The following is a 24,065-nucleotide window of genomic DNA, read 5'->3' on the forward strand; positions in this document are numbered from 1 at the left end:
ATTATTGATAACCTTTTATCACATCCTGCATCAGCAAACGCATCGAAGTAGGGCTAGCACCGGTGGTATACCAAGCATCGGCATCCACAAAAACCACGCGCTTATTCTTCCATGCTTTGGTGGCGCGCAATAACGGATTGGTTACCTGAGCCTCCGTAATCACTGGCTGATGTTCCATCACCGAAGTGCGGTCGATAATATACAGAATGTCTGGGTCAGCCCGTTTGATAAACTCACTGGAAATTGGCTGTCCATGCAGCGTGGTACTGGTGTCATTGCTGGCCGGTTTTACCCCCAGATCGCTGAAAATAAAGCCGTAACGGGAATCCACCCCGTAATTGCTAAAAGAGCCATTGTTGTACAGTACCACCAGCGCCTTTTCCGGCCGTCCTTTTGTTACCGCGCGTACTTTATTCACCTCTGCATCCAACTGCGCCACCTTAGTGCTTGCCAGCTCTTCACGGTTGAAAATCTTACCCAGCGTCAGCAGATGGTTTTTAATTGTGTCTAGATGTCCGTGTTCACTGTTATTGAAATTAATTTCATAATACAGCGCGGGCGCAATCTCACTCAGCTCCTGATAATGGTCTTTCTGAATCGGAGTCATCAAAATCAGGTCTGGTTTCAAGGTATGGATGCGCTCCATATTCGGCTGCACAATACCGCCTAAGTCTGCGATATCATCATGATTGTTTTGGTATTTTTTCAGAAAATGCGGAATAAAATCCTTAGGCATGCCGGCAATCGGCACATTGAGCTGATCCAGAAAGTCTGCTTCATTCATATCCAGTGCCGCCACCCGCTGTGGCACATCATTAATTGTGGTGGTACCCAGCTGGTGTTTGATAACCAATGGTTGGTCACGCATTTGTACCGGCGTGGCGGTTGTCGGTGCCGCCTGCTTATCACACCCACTCACCGCCAGCAGTGACATTACCGCCGTCAGTCCCAGCACACCGAGTGCACTTTTTCTGAGTTTCCCGTTCATATTTATCCTTTCAACGTATGAAAATACTGACACACATAACCATGCTTACCCTGACTGATTTCAAATTCCAGTTCATATAGCCCGCTCAAACGCTCTTCCGTTATGACTTCATGAGTAGCTCCGCTGAAATAAACCTGTCCCTGTTTTAAGGCCACAATATAATCAGAATAATTGGCCGTAAAATTAATATCATGCACCACCATAATCACCGTTTTTTGTTGCTCTTCACACAGCCGCCGCACCGCTGACATAATCTGTACCGCATGATTCATATCCAGATTGTTTAGCGGCTCATCCAGCAGCAGAATCGGTGTTTCCTGTGCAATCGTCATTGCTAAAAAAGCCATTTGGCGCAGACCGCCACTTAATTCATCGATATACACATCGCGCAGTGCGCCCAGCCCCAAAAAATCAATGGCCTCATTTATCACCTGATGGTCGCGTGCAGACAGCACCCCGTGCCCATACGGAAAACGGCCAAAAGACACCAGCTCCTTTACCGTTAGGCGCAGGCCGAAATAGGTCGACTGGCGCAGCGTTGCCACCAGACGGGCATATTCAGCAGTCCGGATGGCAGCGATATCCTGCTTTTCCAGCAGAATCGTGCCCGAAGTAGGGGATAGTAAACGGGCCAGAATCATGAGCAGTGTGGATTTACCTGCCCCATTCGGCCCAATCAATGCCGTTACCTGATGCAGCGGCAGCTGCAGATTAATATCCTTCAGCACCGGCTTATGGCCATAACTTTTACAAATATTCCGAATATCAATCATGCCATTCCCCGATGACGCACAATCAGCAGCAGGAAATACACCCCGCAAATCAGGTTAATTAAAATACTGACCGTGGTCTTATAATTGAACACATGCTCCACCAGAATCTGCGCCACCAGAAACACCGCCACCGCCACCGCACTGGCAAACCATAGAATGCGTTTATGCTGAAAATGGCCGGCAAAGGCATAAGCCATATTGGCAATAAATACCCCCATAAATGCCGTCGGCCCTACCAGACTAGTCGATACCGCTACCAGCACCGCAATCAGACCAAATCCCCAGCGCACAAAACGTGCGTAATCTACTCCCAGAGACACAGCCTGTTCTTCACCCAGTGCCATCACATCCAGCGTGGATAGATACGGGTAGCCCAAGCTGCCCACAACCAGTATCGCTACTGCTGCATAAATTAGAGTCTGAATTTCCGAATGATTAAACGAAGCATAATTAATACCCTGAAACACCGAAAATTCCCCTGGGCTAATTTTCAGCTCAATAAACTGCGTCAACGTCGTAATCACCATCGTCAGCACCAGTCCAAACAACAGCAATAACCACAGATTCTGCCGTGCGCGTGGCAGCAGAAAATGATGAATCAGCCATGAATACAACAGCATCAGACCCATTGAAGCAAAGAAATTGCCATTGAGGCCCAGCAGCCCCAAACCACTCTGTCCGAGAAAAAACAGCAGCAGCACCTGCCAAAACAGGTACACCGATTCATAGCCCATCACTGCTGGTGTGAGAACACGGTTGGTCACCAATGTCTGAAATACCACCGATGACACCGCAATGCACACACCTGCCAGCAGAATCGTTCCCAGCCGCAACAGGCGTTTGGGCAGTACATAATCAACATCAAAGCCGGAGTCATACAGCATAAAAAACAACGCTAGTCCGACAATGCAGGCACATAGTATCCAGAAGCGACGGTTCATCAGCGTAACCCCCGCAAAATCAGCAACAGAAACACAATGCCACCCACCGCTCCAGCTGTTAGCCCAATCGGTACTTCGAACGGATAAATCAGCAGACGGCCGCAGATATCACACAACAGCAGCAAGCAGGCACCACCAAGCGCCACCAGTGGCAGGGTTTTAACCAAATGTTCGCCATATTTCAGCGCTACCAAGTTTGGAATCACCAGCCCAATAAATGGAATCGACCCCACCGTAATCACCGTGGCAGCCACCGTTATCGACACCAGCAGCAGCCCCAGCGCCACCGTGCGCCGGTAGCCCACACCCAGACTAGTGGCCATTTCCGCCCCCATGCCCACCACTGTAAACCGCTGAGCAAACACAAAGCTGAACACAAGCACCGGAATCAGCACATACAGCAGCTCATAATGCCCCTGTACCACACGGGCAAAATCACCCAGTAGCCAACCTTGCACATTTTGGAGAAGATTATATTTATAAGCATAGAATTCAGCTGCGGCACTGAGCACACAGCCATACATCAGCCCGATAACCGGAATCAGCACAACTTGTTGAAAACGGATTCTGGCAACAATCAAAATATAAATCGCACCGGCTACAAAGCAGAACAGCAGTGCAGTCAGCATTTTGCTGAACACACCGGCTGAAGGCAGCAGCACCAGCGATACCAGAATGCCCAGCTTAGCCGCATCCAGCCCGCCAGCTGTTTCCGGCTCCACAAATTTATTGCGGACAATCTGTTGCAAAATCACCCCGCTAACAGACAGCCCCATACCCGTCAGAATAATGGCTATCAGGCGTGGCAAACGGCTAACGCGTAGCGTCAGCCAGTCACCCTCGGCACCGGCCAGTAAGCCCGACCATGACACCGGATCTGAGCCTACCAGCAAAGACACAATGCACAAACTGATAAACACAGCCGTCAGCGCCCGATACATCAGCCTAAAGCCTTATCAGCGTGACAACAGCACCTTGCTATCGACATTGAATTGAAAATAAGAAAAACCGCAAGCCCGCAGGATAAATTCTGCGCCTGCTCTGGCTGAAACCGCCCGCGCATTGATTCTCCTCAAGAAGGTGTATTGAATTCTTATCTCATGAGCACATGATTCAAAACATATGCCAAAAATAGATAACACCGATTATTATTGATGGAAATGAGAATCAATTGTATTATATTGCTAAATTATATGTAAAGTATTATTAATACAATAAAAACAATCTAGCTTCAAAAGCAGAATAACACCGACACAAGCCCCTCAAATAGTTAATAAAAGTTAATTTATTGGCGTTTTATACCAATAAACGGCCATCAATTAACATTTACTCACTTAGCATAGTCAGGACAAGAGAGGTTAAACAGCATGCTCGACACCCAAACAGCACCATCACCCGCAACCGAACATGAAGAATATATCTGGATGCAGCAATTGCAGGAACCGGAGCAGATAAAATATCAGCTCACAGCATGGCAGATGCATCCTGCTGCGGATACTGCCATCCTGCAACAAAGCATTCAAAATCTGCTCAGCAACCATCCCGATTTAAATACCCGTTACGAATTCACCGATGATGGCGATTTATACAAATATCCAGACACAGACTGGACAGCCTGCATACATCATGAGCAGACAGACTCAGACAGCGTTGCCGGCTTATTAACCACTCTGGCGCAGCTTCAATGGCAACCAGAAAGCATGCCACCATTTTTGGCCGATATCATCAGCACCAGCACCGGCGTTATACTAGCCTTTCGCCTTCATCCAGTACTCTCACAATCATTCACAACCGAAGAACTATGTGAAGAAATAATGGCTGACTACACCAAGTTGAGTCATTCTACCCGCCCGCCCGAGCTGATTCCCATTAATCTAGACGGCCTCAACACCATGGCTCAGGCACACGCTAACAGTGCCATTTCTGACCTTATTCTGACCGAGTTCAGAAACACACTGGCCGAGCCGGATATGTCAGCGGACGATGACTTCTTCGACTTTGGTGGCCATTCACTGCTGGCTACCCGCGTCATTGGCAACCTACAAAACAACCACGGCGTCAAACTCACCTTCAACGACTTCTTCAAATCACCCACCGCCCGTGCACTGGCTACCGTCGCGCGGCAAGAGCAGGCTCCAGCCAACACCACCGAAGCACAGCCGGATGAGCAGGCACCCCTAACACTGGCACAGGATTTTCTATGGCAGGCCTATCGTGCTTTCAACTTTAGTCCCATATATAACTTACCCTTTGCTATAGAATTTCAGCAGCCAATCAATGAAGAAGCTTTGCATCAGGCTTTTCAGGACTTAATCATCCGCCACGTTGGTTTGCGTACACTATTTCGCAGTGATGGAAAGCAAACCATACAATACACCGTGCCCGTAGCCGAACTAAAGCAATACCACTGGTTCTGGCCAAGCAGCGACAGCACCGGCGCCACATTAGCCAGCGAAGCAGCCTACCAGTTTGATCTGACCCGCGAACTACCACTCAGAATCCGGTTATTAAAAGCCAAAAACGGCCACACCATTCTTTCCTTTCTCGTGCATCACATGGTCATCGACGAATGGTCTCTAAATACCATCATGACCGATTTAAACACCGCCTACGCCGCACGCCTGCAAGGTAAAGCGCCTGAATGGCCAAATAGCGTACCGAGTATTCATGAATTTGCACGCCAGCAGCGTTTGCACGGCATCGACCCGCAACACCTCGAATACTGGCGCAGCCGTCTGCAAGGAGCCGTTACCGGCCTGAACCTAAAAACAGCCGTACCCGCAACCAGCAACAGCGCCCCACAGGTAGAATGGCTGCAACTCAGTTTCGACCACACCTTCCATCAACAAATTTCTGCCTTTGCCAGAGCCCACCACGCCTCAATTTTCAGTGTGTTTTACACCGCCATCGCCAGCGTGCTGCAAAAAGAGGGCGATTTACAAGAAATCGTTATCGGCACCTCCGCTTCCGGCCGTACCGACCCAAATTACTTTGACACCGTCGGCTACTTCACCACCATGGTGGCTCACCGTATTCATTTTAGTCCGCAGCAGACATTCGATTCCCTGCTGGCTGCCACCAGCCAGCAAATCAACGAATCCATGGATTATGCCGATATCCCGATAAACTATATCCAGCAGGCCATCGGCATCCCCGATAATCAGGGATTAATGTTTGACGTATACATCCACATCCACTCCGGCAACGCCCTCAACGGTGAGCTCAACACCCCAAAGGGTACGGTTCCCTACCGGCAAATACTGCCCGAACGCAATGAATCCATGTTTGGCCTGCATTTCGAAATCATGGAAAACCTCATCAACAACCAGCCCAGCCTGAACATGATCATCACCTATCAGGCACACCGCTTCCCGAGCGCATTAATCCAACGCATTGCCGCTGAAATACAACAGTTATTGCTGCAATTGGCTGCTCAGGCTGTCATCAAAGCTGGTCGCTAAACCAAAGTCCCAAAAACAATAAAGTGCTTAAATCTACTTTAAGCACTTTATTGATATTATTTTCTAACACTAATGCCGCATCTTCTGCTGCACCTGTCGCACCACATCCTGTATCGTCTTACAACGCAGCAGCAACGGCGCCTCAAGCTTAATATCAAACCGCTCTTTAATCCGGCCAGCCACCTGCACCAATTGTTTCAGTCGCATGCCCATCGCTAGAATCTCAGTGTGTCCAGTGATATTTTCGGTACTGGCAGCCGATTGCGAGTGGAAGTCGCGGAAAATCGCCACAATATCCGCAGCCAGAGTCTGCTCCTGCACTGAAGTGGTCTCAGCCTGCGGTGCAGACGGATACAACTGTTCCTGTGCCATTTGCTGAACCAGCTTGCGGTCAATTTTCACATTGCGTGTTAGCGGAATTTCTTCAACCGCTAGCCAGCGTGTCGGAATATGCGATTTAGGCAGGCTCAACAGCAGACGTTCTTTCAACGCCAAAATATCCATATCCTCCATCCCCGCCGGCAGCTTATACACGGCCACCAGCTCCTGCATCGCTGTTACCGGATGCGTACAGCCCACCACCACACTATCGGCTAGGCCGCCGGATTTAGCCAGCACCGCTTCCACCTCCGCCGCCGAAATCCGTACCCCCTTAATCTTCAAATATCCTTGTGTACGCCCCGCAAAAATAATATTGCCATCCTCACGGACATAGCCCAGATCACTCATACGTAATGCAATTTTTCCGCCTGCGCAGTCCAGCGGCACAAAATCATTGGTCAGCATCTGCCCATTAAGCAGATAACCATTGGATAGATTCACACCTGACATATACATTTGCCCCACCTCACCAAGCGCACACGGCTGCAATGCTTCGTCCAGAATATAGTAGTGGTTGTGTGGCAAAGCCTGACCATAAGGAATCACATCCACATCTTGTGCTGTTATTTCATGCCATATACTCCAGATAGTGGTTTCCGTCGGCCCCCCCAGCGAAAACAGACGAGCCTGTGGTAGTTGCTGGCGTAAATACTCAATCAGAGCAGGCTTAATATAATCACCTCCCTGTGCCACCAGCCGCAACGATTGTAATTGCTCCGGCCGCGCCACACTGCACAGCATATCCACAATTGCCGGTACACTCACCCACACTGTAATCTTGTGTTCGGCCACCAGCTCAGCCCATGCACACGCATCCTTCACTTGCATTATCGTCGGTACTACCAGCGTTGCTCCCTGAGCCATCGCCGCAAACACATCGAATACCGACATATCATGATGAAATGGCGTTACCGCCATCAACACATCTTCCTGCCGCACTTGCCACCTGTCGATTGTGTGTTCGAGCACATTCGCCGTAGCCTGATTATTCAGAACCACACATTTCGGCACCCCCGTACTGCCGGAAGTATACAAATAATAAGCCGCACTTCTGTCCAGCCGGTAGCGGCATTCCGGCACCGGCATTAACGGAGCTGCCGGTAGCTCATCCAGCACAATACATTGCCGACCAGCAATATGCGCTTGTGCAATCACAACATCAACCTCACTATTGTCGAGCAAATACATACGCCGTGCCGGTGGTGCGTCCATATCCACCGGTAACCAAATAATGCCCAGCAGGGCGCATGCCACCACCGCATACACATGCTCCGCGCTTTTAGGCAGACACACCGCCACCACCGCGCCAGCTTGTAAATCTTTTTGTTGCAATACCTGCATGAACCTGGCCACCTGTTCACCCATCTGTGGATAACTAATGGCCTGACCAGCATAAAAGAGTGCCGTTTTATCCACCACACCCGCAAACAAATTACGCCGGATACGGTCTAAAAAATCAAATACCTGCTTCCCTGTACCCTTTGTATGCAATCCGTCCGGTACATAGTCATCTGATGCAGAAGGGTAGGGTTGCTGTAGCGCGGCTTGGTCAGATTGCATATCAATTTCTCCCATTATCGTGATAACACAGCGGCAGCCATCAAGCATTGCCCGCTCAGTTAACTGCCTGCTGACAAACACATTCTATACATGATTAACGCTTTTTAAAAGATAATAATAATTATTTTCATTTATAAATATGGGTATGATTTATAAATATTTTTCTAATCGTATCTGATTGTCAGATATATTTTGTCAAACTCAGCAGGTAATAATTGCCAGCCGCAGAAGAGTAGGGACAAATTGGCTGAAAGAGCAGATTTGGATAAATCATAAACAGCCGCAAACATTTAGCAGGAATAAATCACAACAATATTTTTGTTGCTCCTTATTATAAGTACACATATAATAAGTTTACTTATCAAAAAGGGAAAACAATGGACAAAATAGCAATCACTTTCACTCTGCCAACCTCAGCTACACCAGAAAAAATCTGGCCTTACTACACTGAAATCTCATTAAGACAGCAGTGGGAAACCGATCTAGAAGAATTTCGCCTTACAGGCGAGCTGAAAACCGGCGTACAGGGCATGTTTAAAATTCAGCATATGCCCGCAATGTCTGTAACACTTTCAAAAGTCATAACCAATCAGGAATTTACTGAAGAATTTAATATGCCCGATATCGGCTTATTATATTTTTCCCATCAGATAGTGCAGCTATCAAAAGACCAATATGCCTTAAAAGCTGAAATTGCACTCATTCCTGATGAAAAACTTGATAATGCCGCAACGCGTGATTTTCTAAAACAAATCTCTGATGATATTATGGACAAAGCATACGCATTGAAACATCTCGTCGAGAACTAAGAAATGAGTCAGGACAATAAATTTCATACACAATTTACCAAAGATAGCGATTCAATTGGTTTTGTTTTCATGAAAACTTATTCGTCCTGGCACAACCAAATAAAAAATTGTCTCAAACAGCAGCACATCACCCATCCCCAGTTTATCGTACTAGCCACACTTGCCTATTTGTCACAATATGAGCAAGAAATCACACAAGTCTTACTCGCCGATAAAACCAATATCGACGTCATGACCATCTCACAGATACTGGAAAATCTAGAAAAAAAGGGTCATATCATCCGCAGCGTTTCCAGCAGAGACAGTCGCGCCAAATCCATTACCCTCACACCAGCCGGCTTCGACAAAGCCAATCAAACCGTGCCTTTAGTCGAGCACATAGACCAGCAGTTTTTCGCGGCATTAGGGGAAAATAAAAACCGCTTCCATCAGATGCTCTTAGCCCTGTTGAAAGTTTAAAACTAAATTTTCTTCGGTTTACTTTAAATATAGTAGACTTAAAAAGTTAATTATACCAATATCATTTATCTGGCAATTGGCTGATATTGCCAATCATTGTTTCCCCAAACTATAGAAAAATTTGCCACAATTATAATCAAAGATTAATTTATATTTTAATAAAAATTGTTTTTGAATAAAAAAATAACCGCTCTTGGCGGTTATTAATGGTGGCCAGAGGCAGGATCGAACTGCCGACACACGGATTTTCAGTCCGTTGCTCTACCGACTGAGCTATCTGGCCATCGGGGAAGAGTGCGCATTAAACCAGATATTAGCGTGCTTGGCAAGTATTTTATTGGTTTGGTTGTTTATATGATTGTTTCTGTAACAGAAAAATCTGATTAATGACATTTTGCCTGCTATATTGGCAGCCAAAGCTTTACTCTAAATGCTTTGTGGGTCTCGTTTTTGGTTAATAGTGGACGGGTAAACGGAGCTGTATTAAGGTAAGCATTTTTTATCACAAAGGCGAAACAGATGCAGGGCGAAGATAAGCCGCAATGGTTAAATGGCTGGTGGCAGCAATGTACGCATACACCGTCGCCGAATTTTAGTCCACGCCCGCAGCCGGCCGATATATCGCTAATTGTGTTACATAATATTTCCCTGCCACCCTTTGAATATGGGCAGAAAGCGGTACAGCGGCTGTTTACCAATCAGATTAAAGCGGATGAACCGGATGATTTTATGCGCTCGCTTACTGCTTTGCGCGTATCCAGTCATTTCTTGATTGAGCGCAGTGGTGCTTTAGTGCAGTTTGTATCCTGTGATGATGCAGCATATCAGGCGGGCGTATCGCGGTTTGAGGGACGAGAAGGCTGTAATGCGTTTTCGATTGGTATTGAGCTCGAAGGCTGCGATTTTGAACCATTTACAGAGTTTCAATATGCACAGCTAATTGAGTTGTTGCAAGCATTATGTGCCAGTTATCCGATACGCGCGATTACTGGACATCAGCATGTGGCGCCGGGACGTAAGTCTGACCCAGGGCATTTTTTTCAGTGGCAGCGGCTCTGTGAGCATCATTTGCCAGTAATCACGGATTATCAATGGCCTTTGTAGCTTAAAGCTGCCTGTGGGTGGTATTTTTGGTTATAATTCTGGTTAACTGTTAATTAAATTGCGGCTTTCGCAAATTGTCTAGTAGGAATGTAATGAGTGATTCTGTATTGATTGTGCTGGTGGTGGGTGCAGCCATTATTCTGGCGGTACTGGCTTATAATATTTATCAGGAAAGCCAATACCGCAAGCAGTTGCGTGATCAGTTTGGTCATGCCAATAAAGATGCTTTACTGGACAGTCAGGTAAATTCAGTGCGCGATGGTGCAGAAGCACAGTCGATGCTGAATACCAAAGCCATGGTGCCAGAGCCTGAGGCGGATAAAGCTGCAGATGCTGTGGCGGAGCAGGCTGAAACCATATTTACCGGTGAAAACGCCGTGCCCGAAGCCTCTGAAGGGCTGGTAGCGGAAGAAGAAATCATTGATGCGGTAGAGCCTGTGCCGGCAGCGAATTCTGAAGAGATTGCAGCAGAAAATACATCTGAACGTACACAAATGACGCCTTTATCACGTACTGTTGCGGTAAAAGGACGTAAAACTTTGCTGGACGTACACGATATGTCCAAACAGCCTCTGCCATGGTTTGATGTTCGTTTTGATTATCTGGCTTATATTGCTTTGTACGAACCGAAAGAATTGCACGCTATGCCGCGCTTGAGCAGCCGTTCCCGTTTTAGGCTGGTGGGCTGCACCATGGACGACCGGTATCAGATAGCTGAGCCGATTCCTAGTGTTTACTATCAGGGATTTGTGGTTGGTTTACAGGCAATCAGTCGTAGCGGTCTGCTGACCCATGAAGAGCTGGCGCATTTTGGTGAACAGGCAAATCGCTTTGCTGAGCAGATGGATGGTCAGTTATTGTTAACTGATATTAACACTTTTCTGGATGTGGCACGGCCGCTGGATGAGCTGTGTGCCCGTGTTGATCAGACCATTGCTATTCATCTAGTATCGCGTAGCAATGTTAGTGGAATGGAATTGCGCGCGGCGGTGGAAAAGCAGGGTTTTGAGCTTGGGCACGATGGGGCGTTTTTTTATGCCGGTAGTGATGGTGAACCTTTGTTTAATATTGTTACCTTGGATAACACGCCGTTTACATCCACTTTGTTAGCAAATCAAAATTATCGTGGATTCAGTATGTTATTTGATATAGTACATATACCGAACGGCGAAAAATGTTTTGATCAGTTTATGGATATGGCAGTTAAGCTTTCTAGTCAGCTGGGACTGGATCTGGTTAATGATAAAGTGGAAGAATTATCCACTGAATGGCTGCGAGAAGTGCGCCGTTATGTGATTGACCGGCAGAAAGAAATGAAGCAAGTTGAGCTGGAACCCGGAAGTGAACTGGCAAAAAGACTGTTTTCCTGATATTGCCTGAGATTTTAATTAAAGAAGAGATGGCAAGCCGCAGAATGGGGTTTGCCATTTTTTTTAGCTGCTTTAAGGAAAGACTGCTATGGATTCAGTAAGCGAACAGCAAATAATTGATTTAACTGCACTGCTCAATCGCTATGCCCATGAGTACTATGATTTGGATGCGCCTACTGTCCCAGATGCTGAATATGACCGGCTGTTTCGACAGTTACAAGCATGGGAAGAACAGTATCCACAATGGCGCCAGCCAGACAGCCCGAGCAGACGTGTGGGTGGGCAGGCGCAGCAAAAATTTACTGCAGTGGTGCATCAGATTCCAATGTTATCGCTGAATAACGCATTTTCACCGCTGGACGATAATAATAAGTTTGACCACAGCGAAATGTATGCTTTTGATAAGCGTGTGCGTGATGGTCTGGGTGCTGAGCCTGATTATATTGTGGAACCGAAATTTGATGGTCTGGCCATCAGTCTACTTTATCGGAACGGCTTATTGATACAGGCTTCTACTCGTGGCGATGGCTATACGGGCGAAGACGTAACCGAAAACGTACGCACCATTATCAATATTCCTTTGCGCCTGCAAGGAAACGATGTACCCAGTGTGCTCGAAGTGCGGGGTGAGGTGCTGATGCTGAAAGCCGATTTTGAGCGGCTCAATGCGCACCAGCAGGCAGAAAATCTAAAAACTTTCGCCAATCCGCGTAATGCCGCCGCCGGCAGTTTGCGCCAGCTTGACCCAAAAATTACCGCGCAACGACGCTTGCATTTCTATGCTTATGGTGTGGCACAACTGGATGAACACTTTGCCGTAGCAAGTCACAGTGAAGAATTAGCTTTAATGGCTCGTTTGGGCTTAACCATTCCGCCGCAAGATACTTTATGTTATCACGCCAATATCGAAAAAATACTTGCTTTTTATGAACGTATTTATCAGGTGCGTGCTGATTTACCATTTGGTATCGATGGTGTGGTGATTAAGGTTGATAATCTGGCGCAGCAGGACAAACTGGGCTATGTGGCACGCGCGCCACGCTTTGCTATTGCGCAAAAATTTCCAGCTGAGGAAATGTTGACTACGGTAGAAGCCATTGATGTACAGGTGGGAAGAACCGGTGCGGTAACACCGGTGGCGCGATTAACGCCGGTATTTGTCGGCGGTGTGACCGTGACAAATGCTACATTGCATAATGAAGGTGAGGCTCAGCGCAAAGATGTGCGCGAGGGTGATACCGTGATTGTGCGCCGTGCGGGCGACGTGATACCGGAAATTGTATCGGTGGTGCTGGCACAGCGGCCGATGGTGGAACAACAAACCGATTTAATCACGCCTGCAGAAGCAGTACCAAAGTATCCGCCATTTCGTATGCCGGAGCATTGTCCTGTTTGTGGTCATGAAATTGTGCGCGAAGAGGGCGAAGCAGTAGCGCGCTGTAGTGGCGGCATGCTGTGTCAGGCACAGCGGGTACAGGCGCTGATTCACTTTGCATCACGTCGTGCCATGGACATCGAAAATCTGGGCGATCGCCAAATTGAATTGCTGGTAGCTCAGAAACGCGTTCATCATTTTGCTGATGTCTATCACCTGCAACTAGATGATTTACTAGCGATGAAGCAGCAGGCTAAACAGGAAGCGGCCAATAGTGAAGAGGCTGTGGCAGATGAGCTTGCTTTATCTACAACCGGTAAAGCGGCCAAGCAGCAGCCTTCTAAATGGGCTGAAAATATTCTTGCTGGTATTCAGGCTAGCCGTCAGCGCCCGCTTGCTAATCTTATCTATGCTTTAAGCATTTTTCATGTGGGAGAACGTACGGCCAAACAATTGGCACAGGCTTTCGGTGATTTGACTACCCTGACACAGGCTACCGAGCCTTTATTAGCCTGTTTGCCAGATATAGGCAGTGTAGTAGCACATTCTGTGGCTTATTTTTTCAGTCAGGAAGATCAAACTAGCCAGTTAAAGGAATTGCTTGCTGCCGGTGTGCAACCTCAGCCAGAAACCCGTCGTTTGCCACTGCAAGATTATTTTATTCCTGAGCGTATACTCGCACGCTTACCAGGAGCAAATCTAACTGAGTCGCGAGCACAGAAATTATGGCAACTGGCCGGTATGGATTGGGCTAAGCTATTTACTGACAAAGCTTTACCCGAAAGCTGGCAGCTGTGGTGTGCTGAACCACAAAATCATGAATTATTAAAACAAACTATAGCTTTGCGCGAGCAGTTGCTTGCCGTTCAGCCGGAGCAAATTACATCAGCAGCCAATGAAGCCGTAGCCGGTAAAACCTTTGTGCTTACTGGCACTTTACCTAGCTGGTCGCGCGATGTGGCTCAGCAGCATATTGAAGAATGTGGTGGGAAAGTAAGTGGCAGTGTGTCAAAGAAAACCGATTTTGTAGTGGCTGGAGCAGATGCGGGCAGTAAGCTGACCAAAGCGGAAGCACTTGGTGTTACCATATTGGATCAAAGCGCATTGATGACCATGTTGGGAATAAAAGAATAGAACTGATGAAAATACAACCAATTCGTAAATGTGTATTTCCTGTGGCGGGGATGGGTACCCGCTTTTTACCGGCTACTAAAGCCAGCCCAAAAGAAATGCTACCGATTGTGGATAAACCACTGATTCAGTATGCCGTTGAAGAAGCAGTGGCAGCCGGCTGTACCGAGCTGGTTTTTATTACCGGCCGTAATAAACGCTGTATTGAAGACCATTTCGACAAAGCGTATGAGTTAGAAACCGAGCTGGCATATCGTAACCAAAATAAACTACTAGATTTTGTGCAGGATATTTTGCCACCCAATGTTACCTGTCTGTATATCCGGCAGCCTTCAGCACTGGGGCTGGGACACGCTGTATTATGCAGCCGTGCGGCCATAGGTAAAGAAAATTTCGCCGTAGTTCTGGCTGATGACCTGATAGATGCCCAGCCGGGAGCATTAAGCCAGATGATGGAGGTTTATTATCGTACAGGCTGTAATGTACTGGGCGTGGAAAATATTGACCCGCAGCAGACTGGTGCATATGGCATCGTGGAAATCGCCCGCGAAGATACGGATGATTATATCCAGAGCATAGTCGAAAAACCGCATCCTGATGATGCACCTTCACATCTAGGTGTAGTAGGGCGCTATATTTTGTCTGCACGGGTATTTGATTTTCTAACTAATTTACCGCGTGGTGCTGAAGGTGAAATTCAGCTTACGGACGCAATTGCCCGCCTGCTAACTGAACAAAAGATGATTGCGTATGCATTCAGCGGTACCCGCTATGATTGTGGTGATAAGCTTGGTTATCTTGAGGCTACCGTAGCTTATGGTTTGAAACATCCTTTAGTTGGAGAAGATTTCCGGAAGCTATTGCAACAAATGGTTTGTTAATTATTTCAATAGCCGGCCTGTATCAGGTTTTGCTCCTAGGCCGGTTATGATAATCACGTTATTTAATTCAGACACCAGTTAGAGTAAATATCTATTTCTAAATTCAGGTAGCTAAAAGGTTTTAACAAGATCAGTTTTTTATTTGTTCCCAACTTATATCATATTTAGCCAGATATTTTTTCAGTCTGTCAGCATCATTGGCACGCTGTTTCTGCGCTCGTGACACCGCAAACAGATAGCGACCCGCTTCAGATAAAGTTCGGCTTTTGCGGCATACTTCCAGCACTTTTTCCAGTTGATAGCGGTCAAATTCATCTAATTCAGCTGGAATCAGCGCATCCCTAGAAGTGTTTTGCTGCCAATGTTGCTGTAAACGCTGAATTTCATCTTCAACCTGTACCAAAGTAATATTTCCTTGGGTGGCTAACGTCGCCATGCGGGTAATGGAAGCTGTAAGCTCGCGGAAATTGCCTGTCCACAGAGCAGTAGCCGACGTGGCAAAATTCACATAACGGCTTCTAGATTGCTGATTAAAGCGCGGCATGGTGCCATATTCCTGTGCAAAGCGCGCCAGCTCAAAATCGATATTCGGCTCAATGTCTTCCTTGCGTTCCGCTAGACCAGGCAATTGATAGCTCCATAAATTAATGCGTGCGTATAAATCCTCCCTAAACTTACCTGCCGCAATAGCCTGCTTTAAATCTTTATTGGTACCGGCTATCAACTGAAACTGACTGGATACCAGCTTATCCGATCCGAGCGGATAAAATTGTTTTTCCTCAATCGCTTTCAGCAGAATAGCCTGCTCATCCAGCCCCAGTTCGCCAATTTCATCCATAAACAACAAACCATTATCCGCCTGTTTCAGTAAACCGCTTCTGGCCGTACTGGCACCCGTATACGCCCCTTTGCTGTGACCGAACAAAGTAGACATCGCATTATCGCCGCTCAGCGTAGCACAATTAATTTCCACAAACTGCCCGCTTAACTGATGTTGATTCAGCTTAAGCTGGTAAATTTGCTTAGCCAGAAATGATTTACCCGCACCAGTAGGGCCACACAGCAGAATAGGCGCATGCGAACGGCTGGCCACCTGTTCTATTTCAGTAATTAACTGATTGTAATGTTGATTTCGCGTGGCAATACCAGATTTAAGTAACTCAGTCGCCTGACTGGCATACTGCTGGAAACGCGTCAAAATCTGGTCGTAGCGGTGCAGATTCAAATCAATAATATTAACTTGCCCTCTGCTGCACAGATGCTGGTGTTCTTCAGCTACAGACAACACATTTTCCGCCTTGGCTGTATTTTTTTCAGGTGGGGAAGATTGCAACAATCTAGCCGGATAAAAGCGTGATTCAGCCAACAAAAACCAGCAAATCTGCATCACATGCGTACCAGTTGTGATATTTAAAAAATAATTTTCTTCTTCAGTATCAAATTTATAACCCTTAGCTAAATCCAATAGATAGGTATATACCTCTTCAAAGTCCCACGGGTCGCTTATCCGTACCTCAACCGGATTTACCTGAGTCAGCGGCGCAATAGTGTGAATATCCTGCACAATTTCAGTCAGTAATCTCTTATCACAGGTTTTATACAACAGCTCAAGGCGTGAAACCGGCAATTCTGGATGATTGCAGACATCAACCGTTGGCCGCCAACGCCCCCAGCGTTTTCTCCCCTTGCCGCGCTGGTCTAGAACATTACCCAAAAAGCCAAAAACAACGTTTCTCTTATTCATCTCATCTTTCTTATCATTTATAAATATACATAAAATTATATATAAAAATATAAAAAAAGGATGTATTTTATACGATAAAAATGAGCATAAAAACTTAAAAGATATTTATTTAAGTATTAAAAATAATTACTTATAAATTTTATTTCAAAAAAATTTCCACTTGGTACAGAAATTGCAATAAGAATGGTGTCTGTCATACAGACTGTCTGATAGGGCAGTCAGGTGCATAGCGAATGTAGCCAGAAAGGGAATAAACCAGTTCAGTTGCATTATCAACATGTATTCCTGCGTAGAACAGACAACTCCCTTTAACGGAGAATATTTGAATAGCTCACTGGTAGAGCAATTGGAACTGATCCAATTTGTAGCAGGTTCGATTCCTGTTTCAAATCCTTGTCATAAAACTTTGTTGTAAAAAGCAATACCAGCCAGTAAACAGCAATAAGCTAGTAGTTAAAGCTTAGGCACAGGAAAAACCGCTTAACCGGACAAAATCAGCTTAAGATGATTTATCCGGATAAAAAAACCGGATAGCAGGCAAAAAATTAAAAAAGCATAAACAGGCAGTTTCTAGCTTATGCAGCTTAATCTTTCCCCTGTTATTTCGTTACTTAATCCGTTTGAATGTGTTCATTCTGTTTACTGGCTGCCTCAACAGGAGAATTAAAATGTTTACCATCATAAATGTAAAAAAGGGTGAACTGGCCATAGTCAGTAAACGCGGAGAGATTGATAACATCATCACCGCAGGCCGTCATTATTTTTGGAATCCCTTTTCCGTACTAACCTTTACACAGGTAGATTTGGCTGATACACAAATCGAGCCAGACACCGCCAACAAACTCATCAATTTTTATCCACAACTGGTAGAAAAATATTGTCATCACGTCAGCCTCGCAGAGGATGAAATTGGCCTGCGCTATGAGGAAGACAAACTAGTAGAAATAATAATGCCCACTACCAAAACAGTGTACTGGCAGAGTTATAAACCACAATTACTAAAAAAAGTTACCTTGCAACAAGGTTACCGCTTGCCGGATGAAATAGCTCAAGAGCTGATACAGGCTAAAAATACCGGCAAAGTAATAAAAGGCTTAAATAATCTAATCCTGCATAATTTTACCGACGAAGAAATAGGTACCCTGTTTGTGGATAACCAATTTGTGCAGATTATTCCGCCTAAATCAGTATTCGGCATGTGTGAATTTAAACATAAACTGATACTGGGCAAATTCAAATTACAGGATAGCCGCATTAACGACGTACTGGCGGCATCAATAGAGCAGAACGCACCAGCACAAATGGCACAATTTTGCGTGCAGATGCAGGTGGGCGCCAATCAGGTCGGCCTACGATTCGAAGATGATTTATTGGTAGAAATCCTGCCACCGGGTACCAAACGCCTATATTGGCAGAATAACTGCAAACAACACATGCAGACCATAGAACTAAGCGATGGCTATCAATTGTCTGAACAAATGGTGCAGCAGCTATTACAGCCCAAATTGCGCCAAAAAGAAGTGCAGGGAGACAGCAGTGTACTGATTGCCCAAATACCGGCCTATCACCTTGGCGTACTGAAAGTAAATGGCAAAGTGGAAAAACTGCTGGATGCCGGTATCACCGCCTACTGGCGTTTTAACCGTGAAATCAGCGTTGACATCGTCGATACACGCTTGCAGACCAAAGAAATATCCGGTCAGGAAATACTCACCCGCGATAAAGTCAATCTGCGTATCAATCTAGTGGCCAACTGGTACTACACCGATGTATTAACCGCCTATGCCAAAGTTGCACAGCCGACGGATTTGTTGTACCGACAACTGCAATTTGCACTGCGCGAAGCGATTGGCACACGCACACTGGATGAATTACTGGAAAACAAAACAGTAATCGATGAAGTAATTAACGCTCATATGCAAACCAGTATGGCTGGCTATGGCATCGAAACAGTTAGTGTCGGCGTCAAAGACATCATACTACCGGGAGACATGAAAATCATACTTTCGCAGGTAGTGGAAGCAGAAAAAGCGGCACAGGCCAATGTCATTCGCCGGCGTGAAGAAACTTCCGCCACCCGCTCCCTGCTCAATACCGCCCGCGTAATGGAAAACAATCCAGTGGCCTTGCGTTTAAAAGAAATGGAAACACTCGAACGAATCGCCGAACGCATTAACAAAATTTCCGTAGTTGGCGGACTGGATCAGATATTGCATGGATTAATCAATATCCAACCAAAAATATAGAAAACAAAAACACAAAATCATGCCATCAACTATGGCATGATAAAACCATGGAATAAAAATGACTCAATATAATTTGTTACAAGCGGAAAATGCAAAACCAATCAAAATGTGGACACAAGGCGTATCAGTCGAAGATGAAGCCAAAAACCAGCTAATCAAAACAGCCCAATTACCATTTATCTTTAAACATATTGCCGTCATGCCCGATGTCCATATCGGTAAAGGTTCAACAATAGGAAGTGTTATCCCAACCATGGGCGCAATTATTCCGGCAGCCGTGGGCGTGGATATCGGCTGTGGCATGATTGCTGTACAAACTTCTTTAGTGGCAACTGATTTGCCCGATAATTTATTGCCTTTGCGTCAAGTTATCGAAAAAGCCGTGCCACATGGCATGACCCCCAAATACCGCGGACGAGATAACGGTAGCTGGCAAAATCCACCACCAATTGTCAATCAATACTGGCAGCAACTGTTACCGGGTTTTGAAAAATTAACCGCAAAATATCCACGCTTCTTAAAAACGAAGAATCACAAACATCTAGGTACACTGGGTACCGGCAACCATTTTATCGAAATCTGTCTCGATGAAACCGATAGCGTGTGGATAATGTTGCATAGCGGTTCACGAGGCATAGGCAATACTATCGGCAACTTTTTTATCGAATTGGCTAAAAAAGATATGGAAGTGCATATCAGAAATCTACCCGATATAGATCTGGCTTATCTTCAGGAAGGGACAGAGCATTTTCAAGATTATGTTGAGGCCGTACATTGGGCACAGGAATTTGCGAGGCTAAACCGTGAAGCCATGATGCATAACGTTATCGCAGCAATGCGCAAAATCATTACCAAACCATTTACCACCCATCTATCCGCAGTAAATTGCCACCACAACTACGTGCAAAAAGAACAGCATTTTGGTGATGAGATTTTTATTACCCGTAAAGGGGCAGTATCAGCGCGTAAAGGCGAACTAGGCATCATACCCGGTTCAATGGGCGCCAAAAGCTATATCGTGCGAGGATTAGGTAATGAAGAAAGTTTTTGCTCTTGTTCACATGGAGCAGGAAGAATAATGAGCCGAACCGATGCAAAAAAGCAATTTACCATAGACGACCAAATCAAAGCCACCGCCCATGTTGAATGCCGTAAAGACGCAGACGTAATTGATGAAATACCAATGGCTTACAAAGATATCGATGCCGTCATGACCGCCCAAAAAGAACTAGTGGAAATCGTGCATCAATTACGGCAGGTAGTGTGCGTAAAAGGATAAAACGCATCAAGGAGAAATCATCTATATCAATAAAATATCAAATAACACTAACCTTGATACTGTTAATAGATAGCCTGATGCAAGCAAGGTTTTGCTAAAAGATTAGGCTTAAGCATTATTATAATTATTTACTGGAATAACTTAATAATTCAGAATGTTATAAAAAATTAAGCTTAGCCTTTTAATTTAATCGCAGAAATAAAGTTAAATATTATGATGCAAAGGTAAGCCATATAAAAACAACAAATCAAAATCGATAAGCATATACAAATACTAATAGTCGAAATATGGTATTTACCAAAGTTATTCGCCAATTAAATAAAGAAAACTAAGGATGAAATAATGATATGAATTATTTGAACGTATAATTTAATATAGTAATCAATATTTTTGATATTTTATTTCTGGTAAAAAAATTTAGTGTTTATAAAAATTAAAAAATTTTAAATCACATATTTTTTGATATAATATACTTATTTTATTATATGTATTCTATTGATAATATTTAAACAAAATTGTTTATAAAGGAGTAAAATTATGACTCAGTCTAATATAAAACTAAAAATCTATTTTACCGATTTCTTCAATGTAGATAAGTCAGAATTAGAAAATTATGGAGCGTTTAATATCTCATTAATAAATGATTTACCATTATTTGTAGACCCTTTTTTATTATTTAATAGTGAAAATTCGCAGTACAAATCTCTACATGAATCAATGATTAAATATATAGGTTTTTTAAAATATAAAATTCTGGCAAAAGAAGGGAAATTTTCTAATAATGAGATTAAAGCTTGGTTTATGTTTAACGAGGTTCAACAAAATTGGTTAGGTTATAGTTGCGTGGGAAATAGAGGTAGAGGTTTAAATAGAGCGTTTGCTAACACTTTGATTGATAGTTTTATTAATAACTCAAGTGATTTTAAAGAAAACGATATAACACAAGGTCTTCATCCCGAAAAACTTTGTCTTATAAAAGATGGTACAGGAAAAGATAGTGTTAGTGATTTAACGGTTAATTTAATAAAAAAATTTCTTCTAGAGTATACGCAAACGTTTGCAGAAAAATATATTTCCGAAGATAAATTAAAGGAATTTACAGTTGAAAAAGTAGAATTTAATTATGATACTGAAACTTGGCAAGCAAAAAAATATATATTACCGAAATTTGAAGAGGAATATGTTCTATTAACTCCAAAAAATATTCTAACTAAAGATGAAAGTTGGATTAATAAAAAAGAAATGATAGGAGATTTTTCTAATATATGTTCTTCTATATCAAATGTAGAACTAAGAGCAAAATTGGAAAAATATGTCAATGACATTTTACCAGAAAATTATAATGCACAAGAATGGGGAAAAGCTGTAAAACAAACTATTGAGAAATTTCCTGAATTTATTGACTATTTTATTAAAATGAAAGAGATCGATGGTAAGGAAGCTCATATTCGAAGTGATTTAAAAATTAGAGAAACTCAAGAAATATTTATTGGATTAGTATCTAATTTAGTAGAAGCACTATATCATTATACAAATTTTTATCAACAGTCATATGATACTTTGAAAGATACTTATCAAAGAATAATATTTCTAAAGGATATTATTGAAAATAAGGATGAATTTAAGCTTTCTTACCAAAATAAATTAATTAAAAAAGAATCAGATTTACAACTTTTATTAAGATTAATTTGGTTTGTTAGACCTTCTTATGTTGATAATGATATAAAAATTGATTTAAATACATTGGATTATGAAAATTCTCGATCATCTAAAGGTAAAATGTTAGTTGAATTTAAATTGGCTAATAATAAAAAACTTAAACAAAGTTTAAAAAATCAGATTAAAAAATATGGAAAGGAAAATCTTAAATCCATAAAAGTTATTATATACTCTAGTTTTCCTGAATATGATAAAGTAAAAAGAATTTTAAGGGAATTAAACTTAAAAGTTGGCAAAAATATTGTTTTAATTAATGCAATTCCAGAATAAACAACAACACATTTAAAAAAATTTATATATGTAATTATTACCAATTTAAATCTGATTTATCAAAATTTATATGAATATATTTAATAAATACACTTTAATTCAACAATACAATTGCAATTGCGTGTATGGATATTTAACAATGTTTTCTTTTCAACCTAATTATATACCTTTACATCGTCCATTTTTTTCAGTTTATTTTTTAAAATTTTATGTTTGTAAGGGCGTTTAAAGAGTTAATATGTTGAAGAATGGTTATATATTAAAATTACCCTTGATGCGTTTTCAATTATGGTAATCAGAAATATATATTGTTTCAGCATTGTGATTTTGTTACAGCCTTTTCAACTATAAACTGGTTAATATTTTAATTTATTGCAATATATAAACAAAACTAAATCTCATTTGATTATGTTTGTAAACGATTTATATTTTTCTTTTCATTATTCAGAGATGGATAATGTAATGTGATTAAATAAATGTTTTAACAATTTAAATGCTAATATAGGCACCATTATTTAGCCAAAATCTTTATGAATATCTGGATTAACCTGAGCAATTTTGACAAATTGAATCTAGTTTGGTTGCTGTTTCTTAAGCTGTATAACTATGTGCATTTTTGGTAGTCGGATACAATAATTTTATAAGAACGGTCTAGATTAATTTGCTCATTTTTTTGGCTATTATTGGCATTGAACTAATATTTATTAGACACATCATTATTTTAGCTGGTAAAGAAACCCTTTTTATTTGATTTTATTACCAACCATGTGTTGATTCTTCTCAATTGTGAATAATTCCCATTAAAAAGTCTCGCAACTCAATTTCACATTGTTTGGTATATAGCCTTATGTAAAATGTATGAAAAATATATATTCTTATCTTTAATTATCAATATTTATTAGCTTGTGAACATTTTTGATTGGAATATCCATAATTTTGGCAATTTCTTCGATTGGCACACCTTTAGTCAATAATGCATTAGCAGTTGCATGTTCAAGTTTTTCCCGACGTGTTTTTTCAGCTTTGGTCTTACTTCTTTCAACCGCCAGCTTTTCTTTCGCAATTTGCTTTTCTTCTTTTCGGATGCGCTCAATAACTTGAAAAGTCGGTACGTATTTCAGGCTTTGTTCCAGTTCCTCCATCAGTTTAATACTGCGAAAACTAATATAAGTTGTGGGGGTAATAATCAGATGGTCGACAAGGTCAATATTTAAAATGCGGCCAACTTGAATTAAACGGTCAGTGATATCCTTATCTGCCTCAGACGGCGTCAGCGAACCGGAAGGGTGATTATGTACCATAATAACGCGAGAAGCGTTTTTCATCACAGCTACGCGAAATACATTTATTGGCTCTATATTCACCGATTTATAGCTGCCCAGTGCAATTAGCTCAAGGTACAGAATATAACCTGCCTGATTCATACCAATCATCCACAGATGTTCTTTTTCTCGGTCGATCTTGTTTTCACGCAATAACACACGCTGCATAATCTTGTACACATCATCCGTGCCTGCAATATAGCGTTTGTCCTGCGAGGTCAGTTTAATATCCATCTTAAAACCTTATAAAAT

General features: G+C 43.1%; 17 protein-coding genes and 1 tRNA gene. 10 read left to right on the forward strand and 8 right to left on the reverse strand.

Translation table 11 applies throughout. From position 1 onward, the window contains the following. Window position 1 precedes the first annotated feature (1 nt). Genes BHC43_RS03605 through BHC43_RS03620 form a run of 4 tightly spaced genes read right to left on the reverse strand, consistent with a single transcriptional unit; the run spans window position 2 to window position 3,643 of the window. Window positions 2–988 carry a siderophore ABC transporter substrate-binding protein gene (locus tag BHC43_RS03605; RefSeq protein WP_100156535.1) on the reverse strand — a complete coding sequence of 329 codons (987 nt, stop codon included), beginning with the start codon at window positions 986–988 and terminating at the stop codon, window positions 2–4. Window positions 989–990: 2 nt separating this feature from the next. Next, on the reverse strand, window positions 991–1,761 hold the full coding sequence (locus BHC43_RS03610) for an iron ABC transporter ATP-binding protein (RefSeq protein ID WP_100156536.1): 771 nt from the start codon (window positions 1,759–1,761) through the stop codon (window positions 991–993). Then, the gene (locus tag BHC43_RS03615) at window positions 1,758–2,702 is read right to left on the reverse strand and encodes an iron chelate uptake ABC transporter family permease subunit (protein ID WP_100156537.1); all 945 of its coding nucleotides are present in this window, start codon (window positions 2,700–2,702) and stop codon (window positions 1,758–1,760) included. Before BHC43_RS03615 ends, BHC43_RS03610 begins: the two co-directional genes overlap by 4 nt. Continuing rightward, the gene (locus BHC43_RS03620) at window positions 2,702–3,643 is read right to left on the reverse strand and encodes an ABC transporter permease (RefSeq protein ID WP_100156538.1); all 942 of its coding nucleotides are present in this window, start codon (window positions 3,641–3,643) and stop codon (window positions 2,702–2,704) included. The genes BHC43_RS03615 and BHC43_RS03620 overlap by 1 nt, the downstream gene beginning before the upstream one ends. A gap of 426 nt (window positions 3,644–4,069) precedes the next feature. On the opposite strand from BHC43_RS03620, the gene BHC43_RS03625 reads away from it, so the two are divergent. Next, window positions 4,070–6,163 carry a condensation domain-containing protein gene (locus BHC43_RS03625; protein WP_218966457.1) on the forward strand — a complete coding sequence of 698 codons (2,094 nt, stop codon included), beginning with the start codon at window positions 4,070–4,072 and terminating at the stop codon, window positions 6,161–6,163. A gap of 69 nt (window positions 6,164–6,232) precedes the next feature. Here the strand turns inward: BHC43_RS03625 and BHC43_RS03630 are convergent, their stop codons facing one another. After that, complete coding sequence (locus BHC43_RS03630) at window positions 6,233–8,104, reverse strand: non-ribosomal peptide synthetase (protein ID WP_100156575.1); 1,872 nt, start codon at window positions 8,102–8,104, stop codon at window positions 6,233–6,235. A 377-nt stretch (window positions 8,105–8,481) separates the two neighbouring features. Between BHC43_RS03630 and BHC43_RS03635 the strand changes: the two genes are divergently transcribed. Together BHC43_RS03635 and BHC43_RS03640 are read left to right on the forward strand one after the other, a co-directional pair. Next, complete coding sequence (locus BHC43_RS03635; protein ID WP_100156539.1) at window positions 8,482–8,913, forward strand: hypothetical protein; 432 nt, start codon at window positions 8,482–8,484, stop codon at window positions 8,911–8,913. A gap of 69 nt (window positions 8,914–8,982) precedes the next feature. Next, window positions 8,983–9,372, forward strand: coding sequence for a MarR family winged helix-turn-helix transcriptional regulator (locus BHC43_RS03640; protein WP_218966458.1), 390 nt, complete (start codon window positions 8,983–8,985; stop codon window positions 9,370–9,372). 207 nt (window positions 9,373–9,579) lie between these two features. Here the strand turns inward: BHC43_RS03640 and BHC43_RS03645 are convergent. Then, window positions 9,580–9,655, reverse strand: a tRNA-Phe gene (locus BHC43_RS03645). A gap of 236 nt (window positions 9,656–9,891) precedes the next feature. On the opposite strand from BHC43_RS03645, the gene ampD reads away from it, so the two are divergent. From ampD to galU, 4 genes are all read left to right on the forward strand, one after another. Beyond that, a complete protein-coding gene (gene ampD / locus BHC43_RS03650; RefSeq protein ID WP_100156541.1) occupies window positions 9,892–10,476 on the forward strand; it encodes a 1,6-anhydro-N-acetylmuramyl-L-alanine amidase AmpD in 585 nt (194 codons plus the stop codon). Between the two features lie 107 nt (window positions 10,477–10,583). Then, window positions 10,584–11,846 (forward strand): cell division protein ZipA C-terminal FtsZ-binding domain-containing protein, encoded by a 1,263-nt coding sequence (locus tag BHC43_RS03655; protein WP_180297422.1) that lies wholly within the window; start codon window positions 10,584–10,586, stop codon window positions 11,844–11,846. Window positions 11,847–11,934: 88 nt separating this feature from the next. After that, on the forward strand, window positions 11,935–14,355 hold the full coding sequence (gene ligA / locus BHC43_RS03660; RefSeq protein ID WP_100156543.1) for an NAD-dependent DNA ligase LigA: 2,421 nt from the start codon (window positions 11,935–11,937) through the stop codon (window positions 14,353–14,355). An 11-nt stretch (window positions 14,356–14,366) separates the two neighbouring features. Beyond that, the gene (gene galU, locus BHC43_RS03665) at window positions 14,367–15,233 is read left to right on the forward strand and encodes a UTP--glucose-1-phosphate uridylyltransferase GalU (protein ID WP_100151929.1); all 867 of its coding nucleotides are present in this window, start codon (window positions 14,367–14,369) and stop codon (window positions 15,231–15,233) included. A 130-nt stretch (window positions 15,234–15,363) separates the two neighbouring features. On the opposite strand, the gene rtcR is transcribed toward galU, so the two are convergent. After that, window positions 15,364–16,977, reverse strand: coding sequence for an RNA repair transcriptional activator RtcR (gene rtcR, locus BHC43_RS03670; protein ID WP_100156544.1), 1,614 nt, complete (start codon window positions 16,975–16,977; stop codon window positions 15,364–15,366). Between the two features lie 668 nt (window positions 16,978–17,645). On the opposite strand from rtcR, the gene BHC43_RS03680 reads away from it, so the two are divergent. The 3 genes from BHC43_RS03680 to BHC43_RS03690 all read left to right on the forward strand — a co-directional run bounded on the left by BHC43_RS03680 (window position 17,646) and on the right by BHC43_RS03690 (window position 22,491). Continuing rightward, window positions 17,646–19,223, forward strand: a complete 1,578-nt coding sequence (locus BHC43_RS03680) for a slipin family protein (RefSeq protein ID WP_218966459.1) — start codon at window positions 17,646–17,648, stop codon at window positions 19,221–19,223. Window positions 19,224–19,281: 58 nt separating this feature from the next. Further along, window positions 19,282–20,502, forward strand: a complete 1,221-nt coding sequence (locus BHC43_RS03685; RefSeq protein ID WP_100156545.1) for an RtcB family protein — start codon at window positions 19,282–19,284, stop codon at window positions 20,500–20,502. Between the two features lie 537 nt (window positions 20,503–21,039). Then, window positions 21,040–22,491, forward strand: a complete 1,452-nt coding sequence (locus tag BHC43_RS03690) for a hypothetical protein (RefSeq protein ID WP_100156546.1) — start codon at window positions 21,040–21,042, stop codon at window positions 22,489–22,491. A gap of 881 nt (window positions 22,492–23,372) precedes the next feature. Here BHC43_RS03690 and BHC43_RS03695 read toward each other — a convergent pair. Continuing rightward, the gene (locus BHC43_RS03695) at window positions 23,373–24,047 is read right to left on the reverse strand and encodes a JAB domain-containing protein (RefSeq protein ID WP_100156547.1); all 675 of its coding nucleotides are present in this window, start codon (window positions 24,045–24,047) and stop codon (window positions 23,373–23,375) included. Window positions 24,048–24,065: the final 18 nt, after the last annotated feature.

Source organism: Snodgrassella alvi (genome assembly GCF_002777855.1).
GTDB lineage: Bacteria > Pseudomonadota > Gammaproteobacteria > Burkholderiales > Neisseriaceae > Snodgrassella > Snodgrassella alvi_E.